Annotated in this window: 9 protein-coding genes and 2 pseudogenes; 2 read left to right on the top strand and 9 right to left on the bottom strand. The window is 58.6% G+C overall.

The genetic code is table 11. From position 1 onward, the window contains the following. Positions 1-50 precede the first annotated feature (50 nt). Positions 51-1,244, bottom strand: a complete 1,194-nt coding sequence (locus LOY55_RS14630) for a lipid-transfer protein (protein WP_258668216.1) — start codon at positions 1,242-1,244, stop codon at positions 51-53. A gap of 372 nt (positions 1,245-1,616) precedes the next feature. Between LOY55_RS14630 and LOY55_RS14625 the strand changes: the two genes are divergently transcribed. Continuing rightward, positions 1,617-4,307 carry a LuxR C-terminal-related transcriptional regulator gene (locus LOY55_RS14625; RefSeq protein WP_258668215.1) on the top strand — a complete coding sequence of 897 codons (2,691 nt, stop codon included), beginning with the start codon at positions 1,617-1,619 and terminating at the stop codon, positions 4,305-4,307. Between the two features lie 72 nt (positions 4,308-4,379). On the opposite strand, the gene LOY55_RS14620 is transcribed toward LOY55_RS14625, so the two are convergent. The 8 genes and pseudogenes from LOY55_RS14620 to LOY55_RS14585 all read right to left on the bottom strand — a co-directional run. Further along, the gene (locus LOY55_RS14620; RefSeq protein ID WP_258668214.1) at positions 4,380-5,243 is read right to left on the bottom strand and encodes an MBL fold metallo-hydrolase; all 864 of its coding nucleotides are present in this window, start codon (positions 5,241-5,243) and stop codon (positions 4,380-4,382) included. 110 nt (positions 5,244-5,353) lie between these two features. After that, positions 5,354-6,493: an acyl-CoA dehydrogenase family protein gene (locus LOY55_RS14615; protein ID WP_258668213.1), complete on the bottom strand. Its 1,140-nt coding sequence runs from the start codon at positions 6,491-6,493 to the stop codon at positions 5,354-5,356. A gap of 12 nt (positions 6,494-6,505) precedes the next feature. Further along, positions 6,506-7,699, bottom strand: coding sequence for an acyl-CoA dehydrogenase family protein (locus tag LOY55_RS14610; protein WP_258668212.1), 1,194 nt, complete (start codon positions 7,697-7,699; stop codon positions 6,506-6,508). A gap of 115 nt (positions 7,700-7,814) precedes the next feature. Beyond that, entirely contained in the window at positions 7,815-8,945 is a 1,131-nt protein-coding gene (locus tag LOY55_RS14605; protein WP_258668211.1) for a CaiB/BaiF CoA-transferase family protein, read from the bottom strand. Positions 8,946-9,259: 314 nt separating this feature from the next. Next, the gene (locus LOY55_RS14600) at positions 9,260-10,267 is read right to left on the bottom strand and encodes an alpha/beta fold hydrolase (RefSeq protein ID WP_258668210.1); all 1,008 of its coding nucleotides are present in this window, start codon (positions 10,265-10,267) and stop codon (positions 9,260-9,262) included. A gap of 52 nt (positions 10,268-10,319) precedes the next feature. Continuing rightward, positions 10,320-10,724: a hypothetical protein gene (locus tag LOY55_RS14595; RefSeq protein WP_258668209.1), complete on the bottom strand. Its 405-nt coding sequence runs from the start codon at positions 10,722-10,724 to the stop codon at positions 10,320-10,322. A gap of 14 nt (positions 10,725-10,738) precedes the next feature. Beyond that, the gene (locus LOY55_RS14590; RefSeq protein WP_258668208.1) at positions 10,739-12,055 is read right to left on the bottom strand and encodes an alpha/beta hydrolase; all 1,317 of its coding nucleotides are present in this window, start codon (positions 12,053-12,055) and stop codon (positions 10,739-10,741) included. 378 nt (positions 12,056-12,433) lie between these two features. Further along, positions 12,434-13,387, bottom strand: a pseudogene (locus LOY55_RS14585) (transposase); the annotation flags it as partial. Positions 13,388-13,587: 200 nt separating this feature from the next. Between LOY55_RS14585 and LOY55_RS14580 the strand changes: the two are divergent. Then, positions 13,588-14,961, top strand: a pseudogene (locus tag LOY55_RS14580) (transposase). The last annotated feature ends 74 nt before the right edge of the window (positions 14,962-15,035 follow it).

Raw genomic sequence — 15,035 nt, 5'->3', positions numbered from 1 at the left:
ATGCCCAGCCGCGTGAATGCGTGCGCCCAACGAGACGCACGCGAGCGGCGTCAGGCCCGGCCGTACAACGTGACGACGCAGGCGCCGCCCAGACCGAGGTTGTGCTGCAGGGCGAGATTCACGCCTTCGACCTGACGTTTGTCGGCGGTGCCTCGCAACTGATGGGTCAGCTCGTAGCACTGAGCCAAGCCCGTGGCACCCAGCGGGTGGCCCTTGGAGAGCAGGCCGCCGGACGGGTTGGTCACCACACGACCGCCGTAAGTGTTGTCGCCGTCGAGGACGAACTTCTCAGCGCCACCGACCGGGCACAGCCCCAGGGATTCATAGGTCAGCAGTTCATTTTGGGCAAAGCAGTCATGCATCTCGGCGACTAGGATATCCTGCGGACCGACGCCCGCCTTCTCGTACACCTCGCGAGCGGCACGCTGAGTCATGTCGAAACCGACCGTCTGAATCATCGACGCCGGCTCGAAGGAAACCCCACGGTCTGTGGTCATCGACTGTGCCAAAATCACCACATCGGTGCGCAGGCCATGCTTCTTGGCGAACGCTTCGCTGCAAATGATCGCGGCAGCCGCCCCACACGTCGGCGGACACGCCATCAGGCGCGTCATCACGCCAGGCCAGAGCACCAGATCGTTCATCACGTCCTCGGTGGTGACGATTTTGCGGAACAGGGCCAGTGGGTTATTGGCCGCATGCCGGCTGGCCTTGGCGCGGATCGCGGCGAAGGTACTGAGTTCCGTGCCGTAGCGTTGCATGTGCTCCCGCCCGGCGCCGCCGAACTGACGCAGCGTCATCGGCACCCCGATGGCACCGGCGTCGGCAGTCAGTTGATCCGACACATCCAGGTGCTTGCCCATGCAGGCCGGCCGATCGGTAAACACCGCCCCCAGGGCACCGGGTTGCATCTGCTCGAAACCCAGCGCCAAGGCGCATTCGACCGCCCCGCTTTCAACGGCCTGACGGGCCAGGTACAGGGCCGTAGAACCGGTAGAGCAGTTGTTGTTGACGTTGACCACAGGAACGCCGCTCATGCCCACTTCGTAGAGCGCCGACTGGCCGCAGGTGGAGTCGCCATAGACGTAACCGACATAGGCCTGCTGAACCAGGTCGTAATCCAGGCCGGCGTCTTGCAACGCCTGGCGAGTCGCGTGCGCGCCCATCTCGATATAAGACCCACTGGCACCAGGCTTCAGGAACGGGATCATCCCAACCCCGGCTACATACGGTTTCTGTGACATCACGTTCTCCCCAAGAAATTAAGCCCGTTTCGGCTACGCGCTTGTGCTGCCCGATAGCCAGAACAAACCGAAGTGTCATCCTTGCCAAGCTTCTACCGGCTGTACCCGCTCCCTACGGGGGGTTTAGGGGTGGCCCCCCCACCCTTTCCTGCATCCGCGCCTGAGCGATGAGTAAATTTATCATTGCATAAACAGGCCGTAATCAGCCTAGAATCCTGCAAACCAAAACAACACCATCGCTCTGACAGATCGGAAGGGGTCATTCGGATGAATGCGCTAACGCATGATTGATGACCCAAGGAAGGCGCCTTCCCCTTTACGCGGGATCGTCCCCCCGGTAACTCCTCAGATCCGCAGCAGACTGGATTAACCATGCCTCCGACTTCCCCGCCGATCACCACCCGCTTTTCGCCGCCACGCATCAGTAGCCACGCGGTGTTACGGGAAATATTGCTGGTGCGCCTGCAAGCTGCCCGCGATTGCCGCCTGACCCTGATCAATGGCAGCGCGGGCTTTGGCAAGACCACACTGATGGCGCAATGGCGTCAAAGCCTGATCAAGGACGGCAACAGCGTTGTCTGGTTGTCGCTGGGCCAGGAGGATGGCGCGCTTGAGTCTTTCTGTGCCAACCTCATTTGCACCCTCCAGCACGCTGGCGTGCCCCTTGAGAATGACTTGTTGCTGCTGATTGAGCGAGAGTCGCTGGACGGCTTGCTGGCCTTGGCTTCGGTAATGATCAACACCTTGGCGCGGGTCAGCACTTCACTGTATTTAATGATTGATGACTTCCATTTCGCCGCCGATCAACGCATTTCACGACTGGTTCAGATACTGGTGGATGGCGCCCCGGCCCAGCTTCACATCGTGCTCGCCTCGCGCCAAAGCACCCCTCTGAAACTCGGCAGGCTACGTGCGATGGCCGAGCTCTGTGAAATCAACGCGACCGACCTGGGTTTCAATTTCAGCGAGTCCCTGGCCTTCCTCAAGACCTATCTGGACGAGGCCATTGACATGGAGCTGGCGCACTCCATTCACGACAGCACCGACGGCTGGCCGATCGGCCTCCAATTGATGTCCATCTCACTGAAGACCAATCCCCGAAAAAACGCGAAGATCCATCAACTGCTGCCGGGCAATACCGATCTGAGGGACTATCTGACCGAAGACGTGGTGGACGGTTTGCCGACCGAGATCATCAGGTTTCTGGAGCAGATATCGATACTACGACGCTTCAATGCGCGGGTCGCTGCGCATGTCAGCCAGACGCCGACAGCGGCCGAGCTGATAGCCAGCATCGAGGCCCACAACCTGTTTATCCTGCCGGTGGACATGGAGAGCGAACAGCAGTGGTATCGGTTGCATCCCCTCTTCGCAGAATTCCTGCAACAACGCTTGATCGCATCGAACACCGACTTGCCCCCACTGCACCTGCGCGCCGCGCAGTGGTTCGAACAGGCGGGGCTGGTGAACGAAGCGACGCGCCATGCCGTGCTCAGTGAAAACCTCGAGGAGCTGGTAAGGCTGCTGGAACGAAAACAGCCGTCGTACCATAGCTTCAGTCATCTGGGCCAGTTCATGCGCTGGCTCGATTGTGTTCCGCTGGAACAGCTGACGCAGCATCCCAAAGTACTCTTGCAAGGCGCCTGGGGCTGCGTGCTGACGATGCTCACCAGCAAGGCGGAAAACTGGATCGAAGTCCTCGAAAAAAGCCCACAGGCCCGTGACACCTGGGGTTCGCACATCGATCTGGTCAGGGCGGCGATCGCGCTGCAACAGGACGACCTCGCACGCTGCAACGAGCTTGTTCAGGGCTTGCAAGATCGCGCCTTTGCGCACCCGTTCAATGAGCGCATGCGCGTTTGCCTGTACATTAACTGCCTGGTCTACCTCGGGCAGCCGCAACAGGCCTGGGAGTTTCTTAACGGTCCTGAATGCGCAGCGCTTCGCACCAGCCATGACGAGCTGGCACTGATGATTATCGCCACCATCGCCCATGGCGTTTTGCTTTGCGGGGGGGTGCTCCAAGCCTCTCGGCAACTCATTGATGTCCTGCTCCAGGCGGAGAACATCCACGGCCGCCGCTCGGTCAGCGCATGCACCTGCGCGGTCGCGGTCGCCGAAGCCCATTACGAAATGGACCGCATCGACGATGCGCGCGACGTCTTGAGCAATCGGCTCGATCTTCTGCGATTTGCCCCACCCTTGGTGACCATCACTGCGATGCTCTGCGTCGCACGCCTCAACTGCCTGCGGGAATCGCCTGCCAGTGCGCTGACTTACCTGACCAAAATGGAAAGGGAATTGCGCGCTCGAGGCTTCGATCGCGCACTCGCCCATAACATGGCTGAACAGGTACGCATTCTTCTGGCTAATGGCGATTGGCGGCAGTGCGAAACCCAAAGAGCGGGCCTCGACGCACTGACCCATCGCCACTCAAGCGATACGCCAGTCGCGCATGAAATCGCCGCACTGGCGGCGCTGTCACGCGCGCGTATTTGCCTGGCGAGGCAAGAACCGGATCGCGCCATCGCCGCCCTGGAGATCATGGATCAGTTCGCCACGCGCTACAGCCGAGGCAAACGCAGAATCCAGTCGCGCTTGCTGCGTGCCATTGCGCTGAATGACCAGGGCCACCTGGCGGAATCCAGCGCGTTATTGCGTGAAGTCGTCGGAGAAAGTTATCGCTTCGGCCTGGTCCGTACGCTGCTGGATGAAGGTGCCTCGCTGCTGGCCCTGCTGGTTGATCTGGACTTGCAGGACGATCCGGTGCTGGACAGCTACCGCAGTCGATTGGCCTCCGTGCCATTGAACTGCGCGAGTACGGGCGCAACATCGGCCCGCGCACTGAAGAATTCGGCGATCGGCGAGTCTTCGTTGTTTACCAAACGGGAGTTGGAAATCATTGCCCTGCTTGAACAGTCGATGCCCAACAAGCGCATCGCCCAAACCCTGAACCTCAGTCAGGAAACCATCAAGTGGAACTTCAAGAATATCTACACCAAGCTGGGTGTTTCGTCCCGCTACGAGGCCCTCACCGTGTTGCGGCACCGCGCTGAGCAATAAGACGTTTGACATACCCCCCCCCGCTGACAAGCGGGGACTGCTGAACCTCATGGATCACCCTAACCGGACGATTCATCCGTCGAAACGGTTCAACGTGCTGTAGTGATCAAACGGTATGTAGCGTGATCTGCGGTCGCGCATGACCTTGACCATCGCCACCTCCGGGTCGCGGGCAAAGAACAGGCGCCCGCCGTCGGCGACCAGGTGATCGAGCAGATGCTCCTTCTCGTCGATCACACGTTCAGCGCTGCGATCCAGGCCGCTGGTCACTTTAAGATCCAGCCAATGCGTCCCCGGAATCAGGTCGCCGCAAAAAACCACCGGCCCGCCTGGCAACTGGATTTCTGGCAACAACTGGCCCGGGGTAAAACCATCACTCGTGTGAAAACTCCAGCCCTTGCCGAGCCATTCACATCGGTTGGCATTCACCAGGATCAATCGCCCACTGCTCTCAAGACCATGCACCAGGGGTGACACGAACAACTCCCGATCCCGCGGGTGCGGGTGACGTGCGCGATGCCAATGGCTTTCACCACACACATAGCGCGCTCGCGGGAACAACAGACGAGGCATCTCGCCGTCCTTGATCAGCTCGCTGATTTCGCGGCACAGACGCGCTTGTACATGGGTCATGACCACCGCGTCTATGTCGTTTTCGCTCAGACCTCGCTGCGCCAGACATTCCAACAAACCCGGCATTCGCGGCTGACAACGACAGGTGCGTGGTGGGGGCACCAGCAAACTATCGGCACCCGCCATGACCAGGACGTTTTTGCCTGGCTCTTGTACCAAGAGCACGCGCGCACCCAGCTCTACCGTGTTGTTGTGGTCGGGCTTCATCCAGTCGGCCCATTGCACGCGCGGCGTATGCCCGAACACGATGCCGCCATCGAGCCTGCGTCCTAGGCCCGTCAACGTGGAAATGCTACGGCTCAACGTCTTCCCCTTGTGTGGTGCACCGATCGCCCGTAACGAATGGTTTTCCTGATAAAAGGGCCCGAAGGCCCAATGGGGAAAATCAATACGAACATCGCGGTTGTTGCTTACTAGACCTGCAGCAGCCGGCTATAGGTCATGAGGTGGTGGTCGTCATTGCCGAACTGATGGCTAAGCATCAGCAGGTGCTTGGCGTGATGCGATAGCACATATTCCCAGGTTAGCCCGATGCCGCCGTGCAGCTGAATGCCTTGCTCAGCGATAAATCGCCCGGCACGCACGATCAGCACCTTGGCCGCGGCCAATGTGCGGCTGCGCTCATCGCTGTCCGGCGCATCGGCTGCGCAAGCGGCGAGAATGGCCATGGAGGTGGCCTGATCCAGTTCGATGCGCATGTCCACCATTCGGTGTTGCAGCGCCTGGAAACGGCCGATCGCCTGGCCGAACTGCTGGCGGGTCTTGAGGTATTCCAGGGTCAGGTCGCACACCGCTTCCATGCTCCCCACCGCTTCGGCACATTGTGCCGCAATGGCGCGGCCTTGCTGGTAGCGCAGCGCCGCCAGGGCCTGGGCAGGTTCACCGAGCATACTGGCGCTACTGACGAAAACATCTTCCAGGTAGAGCTCGCACGCCTTGGTGCCACCCATGGTCGGATAGTCGCGGCGCTTGACGCCCGGTGCCCGTGGATCGAGCAAAAACAGACTGATGCCGGTTTCATCGCGATCGCTGCCGGCAGTACGCGCAGAAACCAGGATCAACCCCGCACTGTGCCCGGCAACCACCACGGATTTACGTCCGTTGAGCATCCAGCCGCCGTCGACGGCTTTGGCAGTGGTGCGCACGTCGTGCAATTGGTAATGGCTGGTCGGCTCGTCGACGGCCACAGCCATTTGCAAATGCCCACCGGCAACAGCGGGCAGCAATTCGTTACATTGTTCGTCACTGCCAAGTTGCGTCAACAAGCCACCGGCAAAAATCACCGATTGCAAGTAGGGTTCAAGGCACAGGCCACGCCCCAACTCGGTCATGATCAGTAGGATCTCTACGCCGCCACCATCAAAGCCACCGAAGGCCTCGGCAAATGGCACCGCGGTCAGCCCCAGTTCGCTCAGTTGCTGCCAGAAGGCAACGCTGTAGCCCAACTCGCTCTCGGCGAACTTTTCACGCGCTTCGAACGCATAATTGTCACGCACCAGACGGGCTGCGGTGTCCTGCAGCATTTGCTGCTCATCGGAAAGTTTGAAGTCCATTCGATATACCCCTTACAGCTCTAGAATCATCTTGGCGATGATGTTTTTCTGGATTTCATTGGAACCGCCATAGACCGAAGTCTTTCGCATATCGAGGTACTGACTGGCTGGTGAAGCGCTGTAGTCTCGGTACAGGTCCGGCTGTTGGGCATAACCCAGCTCATCTTCAAGAAAGGGCAAGGCATACGGCCCCAGCACCTTACTCATCAGGTAGGTGATGGCCTGGCGGATTTCACTGCCCTTGATCTTCAGGAACGAACTTTCAGTGCCCGGCACCCCGCCGTCCTGGGCTGCGGCGACAATGCGCAGGTTGCTCATTTCGATCGCCATCAGCTGAATCTCCAACTCGACGATTTGCATGCGCAACTGGATATCATCGATCAACGGTTGGCCGTCTCGCTGCTCCTGACTGGCGATATGCTTGAGGCGGCCCAGCATCTGCTTAGCCTGACCGATGCCGGCAATGCTGGTGCGCTCGTGGGTGAGCAGGTACTTGGCGCACGTCCAGCCCTTGTTCTCCTCGCCGACCAAGTTTTCGACCGGTACGCGCACGTTGTCGAAGAACACTTCGTTGACTTCGTGTTCACCGTCGAGGGTGATGATCGGGCGCACGGTGATGCCGGGGGTTTTCATGTCGATCAATAGGAAGCTGATGCCGCGCTGTTGTTGCGCCTCGGGGTCGGTGCGGACCAGGCAGAAGATCCAATCGGCGTAGTGCGCCAAGGTCGTCCAGGTTTTCTGGCCATTGACCACATAGTGGTCGCCCTCGCGTACGGCGCGCGTTTTTACTGCGGCCAGGTCAGAACCGGCGCCGGGCTCGGAATAACCCTGGCACCACCAGTCTTCAGTGGTGAGAATGCGGGGCAAGAAACGCGCCTGCTGTTCAGGCGTACCAAACTTGATGATCACCGGGGCCACCATGTTCACGCCAAACGGCATGACCCATGGCGCGCCAAAAGCAGCACACTCTTCGTCGAAAATGTGTTTCTCCACCGCACCCCAACCGGTGCCTCCGAACTCCGCGGGCCAACTTGCTGCCAGCCATCCCCGCTCGTTGAGCAGGCGCATCCAGGTGACCTGATCTTCTTTATTGAAACGCTTGCCATGGCGACCGCGTGCGGCGATGTCGGCCGGCAGTTTTTCACGCAAAAACTGGCGGACTTCCTCACGGAAGGCTTGTTCGGCAGGGGTGAATTGGATGTCCACTGATGTACTCCTCACATTCGGCTGAAAGTGGGCAAGGACAGTTCGACTAACCCACTGCTAGCCACGGTAGAAGATTGATCAGAGTGACCTCCCCCCCCATGGAAGGGGGGGCTGCTCAAACAATAGCGCCGACGTTGCGCAGTTCGTCGATCTGCCCAACGTCCAGCCCCAACTGCTCAAGGATCTGCAGGGTGTGCTCGCCGTTTTTCACAACCCCGCCCGCCTCCACGGGAGTACGGCTCATGCGCGGTGCCGGCGCCGGGTGCATCACACCGTTGGTTTCCATGAACAGGCCGCGAGCGCGGTTGTGCGGATGGGTAATGGCTTCGCTGAAATCCAGCACGGGGGCAAAGCAGGCATCGGTGCCTTCCAGTAAGCGGGTCCAGGCATCGCGGGTACGGCTCAGGAACAACGTCTTCAGCTTCTGGCGCAGCAGCGGCCAATCCCGCTTGTGCCATTGCTGCTCGAAGTCCGGATCGTCGATGCCACACAACTCCAGCAGCAGTTGATAGAACTGCGGTTCGATAGCGCCAATGGACACGAACTTGCCGTCGGCGCAGGTGTAGCAACCATAAAACGGTGCCGCGCCATCGAGCATATTGTTCTGGCGCTGGTCGTCCCACTGGCCCTGATGGCGCCAGTCGTAATACATGCTGCCAAGCAACGTGGCGCCGTCGCAGATGGCGGCATCCACCACCTGCCCCAGGCCCGACTTCTGCGCCTCGAACAGCCCCGCCAGAATGCCGGTCACCAGAAACATCGCGCCACCGCCCATGTCACCCACTAGGTGCAGCGGTGGGGTCGGTGGCCGGTCGGCATGGCCCATGGCATTCAGCACACCCGACAGCGCGATGTAATTGATGTCATGCCCCGCCGCGTGGGCCAACGGCCCGCTCTGGCCCCAACCGGTCATGCGCCCATAAATCAATTTGCGATTGCGCTCAAGACAGATTTCCGGCCCCAGGCCAAGGCGTTCCATGACACCCGGCCGGAAACCTTCGATCAGCACGTCGGCACCGTCGATGAGTTTCAACAGCACGTCAGTGGCGCCAGGCTTGCGTGGGTCGATCGCAATGCTGCGACGCCCGCGCCCTAGAAGACTGCCATCAGCATTGAGAAATCCGGACACCTGACGGTCAACGCGAATGACCTCGGCGCCCATGTCTGCCAGCATCATGGCGGCAAACGGCGCGGGGCCGATCGCATTCATTTCAACTACTTTCACACCAGCCAAAGGTCCGGGCATTTCAGGGGTCTCTTTTTTGTCAGGAAGGTTGATCTCCGCGGCTCAAGACACTAGAGCCTTGGCGTCACGGCGAACCCACACCCGATGGGGGGGGTATTTACCCCCCCAAAAAAAACGGTCTTCACGCAATCCAAGGAAACTGTAGGAGCCGGCTTGCCGGCGATGGACTCAAGTGCACCGGTTTTATCCAGCTAGCACGCGTTTTCGTTAACGACCATCGCTGGCAAGCCAGCCCCTACAAGAGACCGCGTCCGAGTCGAAAATGAAGTGACCTCTAACCAGTGCAAGCCAAAAACTGCCCACGCAATTACGCGTCAGACCGATCTCTCCCCCAACCACTGATCGAGCTTGGGCCACATTCGCTTGACCGCTGCCGGCCCGGCCACGAGGCTGACATGGCCACCCGGCAGCATTACCTCTTCCTTGTCCCGCGAGCTCACACCTGCCACCAAAGGCTGTGCGCACTCCGGTGGTACCAGAGAGTCATATTGTGCGATGACGTGCAGCAGCGAGACCCGGATGTTCTTCAACTCGACCGCTTGCCCACCAATCCGCAAGCGCCCTTCATACAGCGCATTTCTCTGCCCCAATTCCCGATGAATCTGACGGAAATACTCGCCGGGAAGTGGCAAGGTCTCGTCACTGAATCGCGCCATCATTCGGTAGCACCGGACGTAGTCGTCGTTCCACATGTTGTCCCAGAGCCGGGCACGACCGGCGATACGGCCGGCGGGACGATGCAGTTCAATGGCCTTCACGATGGTCTGCGACGGTACCAGGCCCGTTGCATCGATCAAGCGCTCGGCGTTGAAGTGACGTTGCTTGGCCAATGGCATTTTTGTCCAGTCAATGGGCGTGGTGAAACACACCAGATTCTTCAGCGGGCTCTTGGGATGCAGGGCTGCATAAAGCGTCGAAAGGACACCTCCCATGCAGTAGCCGACCAGCGTCACGTCGTCCACGCCGCAATCCTGCTGCACCCGCCGGATGCAATCAGGAATGAAGTCGAGCACGTAGTGCTCCAGCTTAAGGTGGGACTCTTCCGGGCTCGGCGCATTCCAGTCCATGACATACACATCGTAACCGCGTACCAGGAGAAACTCGATCATGCTCTGGCCCTTGGTCAAATCGAAGATGGCCGCCTTGCTGGTCGTCGCCATGACGAACAACAAGGGGACCCGGTAGATCTCGTCGCTGGTTGCATGATAGTGGTACAGGCGCAAGGTGCCACGACGATGCAGCAGCGTCTTGGGCGACAAGCCAACTGCTGGCGGCGGCGTGCCGAGATACTCCAGGTACTTGAGGCCACGCTGGACCATCATGCTCGCCTCCGAACGCAATCTGTCGGCCAGCGACATTCCGATGTCCCTGTTGTCATGAGGCCGAGTCATCACCACCTCCGACCTTTTTCTTACGTTTGGATGCCAGATTCAGCGGCGCCGGGAGTACCTCAACCAGTGGGCGTCGTGTGCGCGGGGGGCGCGGCGCAATGGTTACATGGGCGGGCGTGGCAACCAATTGGTCGAGCTTGTCCTCGACACGCTGCAAGCAAGCGGCAAGCACATTGATTTCAGACCGACTGGGCAGGTCCATACGCCTGAACAACAGTTCCAGCGAAGTCTGCGTCAGGTGCTGCAATCCGAGCGTGATCTTGGAGTACTGGTCGATCACAAGGCCCACTTCCTTCGAATCAATATTGCGCGCGGCCAGGGCATTTATGCGGTTTTCGAACCGGGTGATAGCATCGCGATACAGTTTGAACGGATCAGGTAATGCCATGACAAGTTCCTCGATCAAGGATTCACAGTGCAGTTTTTCTCGCTCGGGTAGGTTTGGCGTGCGGCCAGCCGGTCAAGGCCGGAAATGGCTTTGCGCCGCATCATTACGGTGGGCAACAACCAGGGCCTGATCAACAGGCGGCAGACACTGACAGCCTTTGGCGACAGCAACCGCAACAGGGCAATCCCCCAACGCTCGGTGACAACCCAGGTGGTCAGGGTCGAGGTGGCCACTTCATCGGCGGTGGTGCGCAGGCGCGAAGGCTTGCGTCGTCCTCGGTCGGCAATCTCGATTGTCCTATTCGCCGCCGGCTGTTGGGCGAAAACGTTGGTTAATGCATCGCCGATACGGTGCAGCGCGTCGCGACTCGCGCAATTGACCGAATCAAAGTTGAGAAACCCATGGAACTGACCCCGGTAGTGCAACAGCTGTACCGGCACGTCGGCTGCGCGCAGGCGGGCGGCATAGTCCAGGCCATCATCGCGAATCGGATCAAAACCGGCACTGACAAGGACTGCCGGCGCCAGACCACGCATGTCCGGGTTGCGGCGTGGCGAATACCAAGGGTCGAAAAGATCCAGCGTGGCGAACGAAGGGGCCAGGGTCCGCTCGATCCATTGCATAGCATGATCGGTCAGCATGGTTCGACCGAATGCGTTCTGCGCATAAGAAGGGAATCGTTCAATCAGTTCGGTTGCCGGGTAAACCAGCACTTGCAGGCTCAACTCCGGGCCGCCGCGACGCAGGCTTTCCTGGGCGACGGCAGCACAGAGATTGCCACCCGCCGAATCACCGCCAATCGCCAGGCGAGTAGTATCGATGCCCAACCCTGCGCCATTGCTTGCCATCCATTCCAGTGCCGCAAGCGCATCTGCCCGGCCGGCGGACAAGTCGTGCTCAGGCGCCAGGCGATAGCGTACTGCAATGACGATGCAGTTGGCACCCAGCGTGATGCTGCGGCAGATGCCATCTGCGGTGTCCAGATCTCCGATGATGAAGCCGCCACCGAAAAACCACATGAACGCGGGCTTTGGTTGCCCGTCATCTTCAGGTTTGAAGATACGCAAGGCGATGGCGCCGCCCGGACCGTCAATCAGTTGCTCGGTCACCGACTCAACCCGAGGGCGGCGCCCCAGTGCCAGAGCCGTCAATCGCCAGCCCTGGCGCAATCTGTGTAGCGAGTAGTCTTCCGCAGCACGCAGGCCCATGGAAAGGTTAGCCAGACGCAGAAAGGCTCGCGCCTCACGATCGGGTTGGTGCGCGCGCAACACGCGAGGCATGCCGATAGCGTATCGCTCAGGGTCCTTTTCTTGCTCTTCGTTATTTTTCATTGCCACTCCATTCGCCAAGGATCCGTATACCGTGCATCAGCAACAGACTACTGAGCACCACGGACTCCGGTGGCTACCCACAATGGGGGGGCCTCGAAAAATACTAAACCACGAAACGCCCGTTAAACGATTTAACCAATCTGTTGCGTCGAGCGGTTGAACCCACCGTCGTTTTCAGCCTTTTCTCACAGGCAGCAACCAGCCCAGGCTGTATGGAAACGCACTGAGTACGTCGAAAGCTGAGAGCTACGGGTGTTACCTGTGAAACCGGCAGGCGAAAAGCGCGAATTGCCTTAGCCAAGTACATAGGCGTTCATGATGCTGTTTGGGCCGCGTCAGCTGCACAAACAACCACTCATGGACGATCAGACGGCGAACTCACGTTCTGCTCGCTTCGAGCAGACTTGCGGTGCCGAAAATGGTCATCATCCGTTTGAGGTTGTAGGCGAGAACATGACGGCTCATCTCCGGTGCTTACCCGCGGCAGGGTTTTGGTCAGGAAGTGGGTACTTCCCATCCAGTATTTGAGCGTTCCGAAAGGATGTTCAACGGTCCGGCGACGCCTAATCATCGTTGGATCATTTTCCAGCCGAGCTGGCATCGCATCGCATCGCTTCGACTGCAGTTTTATGTTCTCAGCGCTTTACCCGGCGCACCTTACCCGTCGCACATTGCTTCTGCATTGCGCAGGACTAGCAGCCCGAGAACCAATAACAGTGCAGAAGCATGCCATCTTCCACCGAAGAATGCCGCCGGGTCAGTAACTGTCCCGCAGGGCATCGATACTCGTCCGATGCAACAAGGTAGATGAAGTCCTGATTACCAAATCGGCCTTCGGCTTTGCTGCCGGAGGTCAGGGGTTTCGGTACGAAGGTGGTGATGCCAGCCTGCTCACAGGCAAGGATTTCCAGACCGTTGCAATAGCTTCGGTCGGCTACCACCGTTAGCGACTCCGCCTCGATTTCTTCATACACCTAGTTCGCCAAATTGCTCAGCTGCCCACGATCATTGCCAACGTCACCTCGTGGGCAATGATCAGATGGTGCTTATCGTCGGCCGCTGTTTGGACGTTGTGACCAACCGTCCGGTGCCTTGGTCGCTCGCGGCCATTGAGCGTGCATCTGGATCGGAAAGAGAGGTTTGTTGGTCTGGACGCTCGTGGAACTACACCTCCATTTCCTTGAGTATCTGCATCTGCTTTTTCAGTGTTTCTATCTATTCTTTAAGCCGCTCTGCTTTGGCTTCAGCCACTTCGGACGAAGCCCAATCTGCCGAATCCATTTCCGCCAGATATCGATCGATGCTCTGTTCAATCTGCTGCATGCGTACCTTCCCGAAGGGCTTGCTGGCTTAAGTTGTCACAGCAGAATTAACCGTGCTCTCTCACAGGAACTTCTTGGAGAGAATGCACATTTTTGGTTTCCTTAGGGCCTCACCAGAATGTCCGTTTCTGGCTGATTCTGTTGAAAAAGTAGATCTCCTGCCTGGCCTGCGGCAAAATCAGGTCATCGGCCAGCGGGGGGATTCGCAGCATGATGGGACAATTGTCGAGTGGGCAAGAGAGACTGTTTTACTCGTTCAGCATTGAAGATCACATCCCAGCCAATCACCTCCTGCGCAACATTGATCGATGCCTCGATCTAAGCGATCTACGCCATTACCTCGCCGACTTTTATAGCCCAATCGGGCGTCCTTCGATTGATCCTGAACTGATGATTCGCCTGCTGATCGTGGGCTATTGCTACGGCATTCGCTCCGAACGCAGGTTGTGCGAAGAGGCTCATTTGAACCAGGCATATCGCTGGTTCTGTCGGTTGAGCCTCGAAGACGAAGTCCCCAATCACTCTACGTTTTCCAAGAATCGGCACGGTCGTTTTCGCGACAGCTCGTTGTTTCGCTGGCTGTTCAACGAAGTGCTGCGTCGCTGCATGGACGCAGGTCTGGTCAAAGGCGAAGGTTTTGCTGTGGACGCCAGCGTCATCAAGGCGGACGCCAGTCGGCAACGTGGCGTACCCGGAAATGAAGAGATCAACTGGAGCGATCCGTCGCTTAGTACTCGGGCCGTCCGTGAGTACCTTGAAGCGCTGGATGAAGAAGCATTGAGCGAAGCACTGCCCAAGCGCCTGTCGCTGACTGACCCGCTTTCTGGTTGGACCGCAGCGCCAGGAGGCCCGGCGTTCTTCGCTTACTCGACGAACTACTTGATTGATGTCGAGCATGGCGTGATCATGAATGTGGAACCGACGCCAGCTCATCGAACCGCCGAGGTCGAGAGCACCAAGTCCATGATTGAGCGGATCGAAGAGCGCTTCGATATCAAACCGGATCGGCTCATCGGCGATACCGCTTATGGAACCGCACCGATGTTGGCCTGGATGGTCGACGAAAAAGACATCGAGCCGCATGTGCCGGTGTGAGACAAAACCGAGCGTAAGAACGAGAGTCTCTCGATCAGTGATTTTCAATGGAATGAAGAGGTGCAGGAATATCGTTGCCCCATGGGGTACGCCCTGCGTAGCGAGTGGCGGGCCTTCAAGAACCAGCGCTCACATGTCACGAAAGCCAACACCATCATCTTTCGATCCCGGCAAACAGACTGCTCTAAATGCTCGATAAAAGAGCGCTGCTGCCCAAACACCTCGTTCCGAAAAATCGCCCGTAGCGTCCATGAGGCGGCACGCAATGTTGCTCGGCGAATTGCTGCAACACCGCAATACGTGTGCTCTCGCCATGAGCGAAAAAAGGTCGAAATGTTGTTCGCTCACCTCAAACGAATCCTGAAGCTGGATCGATTAAGGCTACGGGGAATGACCGGTGCAAACGACGAATTTACCTTGGCTGCTGCGGTACAGAATTTAAGAAGACTGGCGAAACTGACCTCACAAGGGCCGCCGGCCACGGGATAGGTACGCACGGAATCAGCAAAAACCCTCAAATTAACCTACTAACCAAGCTGCAAAGATCAACGCAGAACCCAAAA

Origin of the sequence: Pseudomonas sp. B21-040 (genome assembly GCF_024748695.1) — a bacterium.
GTDB lineage: Bacteria > Pseudomonadota > Gammaproteobacteria > Pseudomonadales > Pseudomonadaceae > Aquipseudomonas.
The sequence above is the reverse complement of the archived record's forward strand: the minus strand, read 5'-3'. Positions and strand labels throughout refer to the sequence as shown.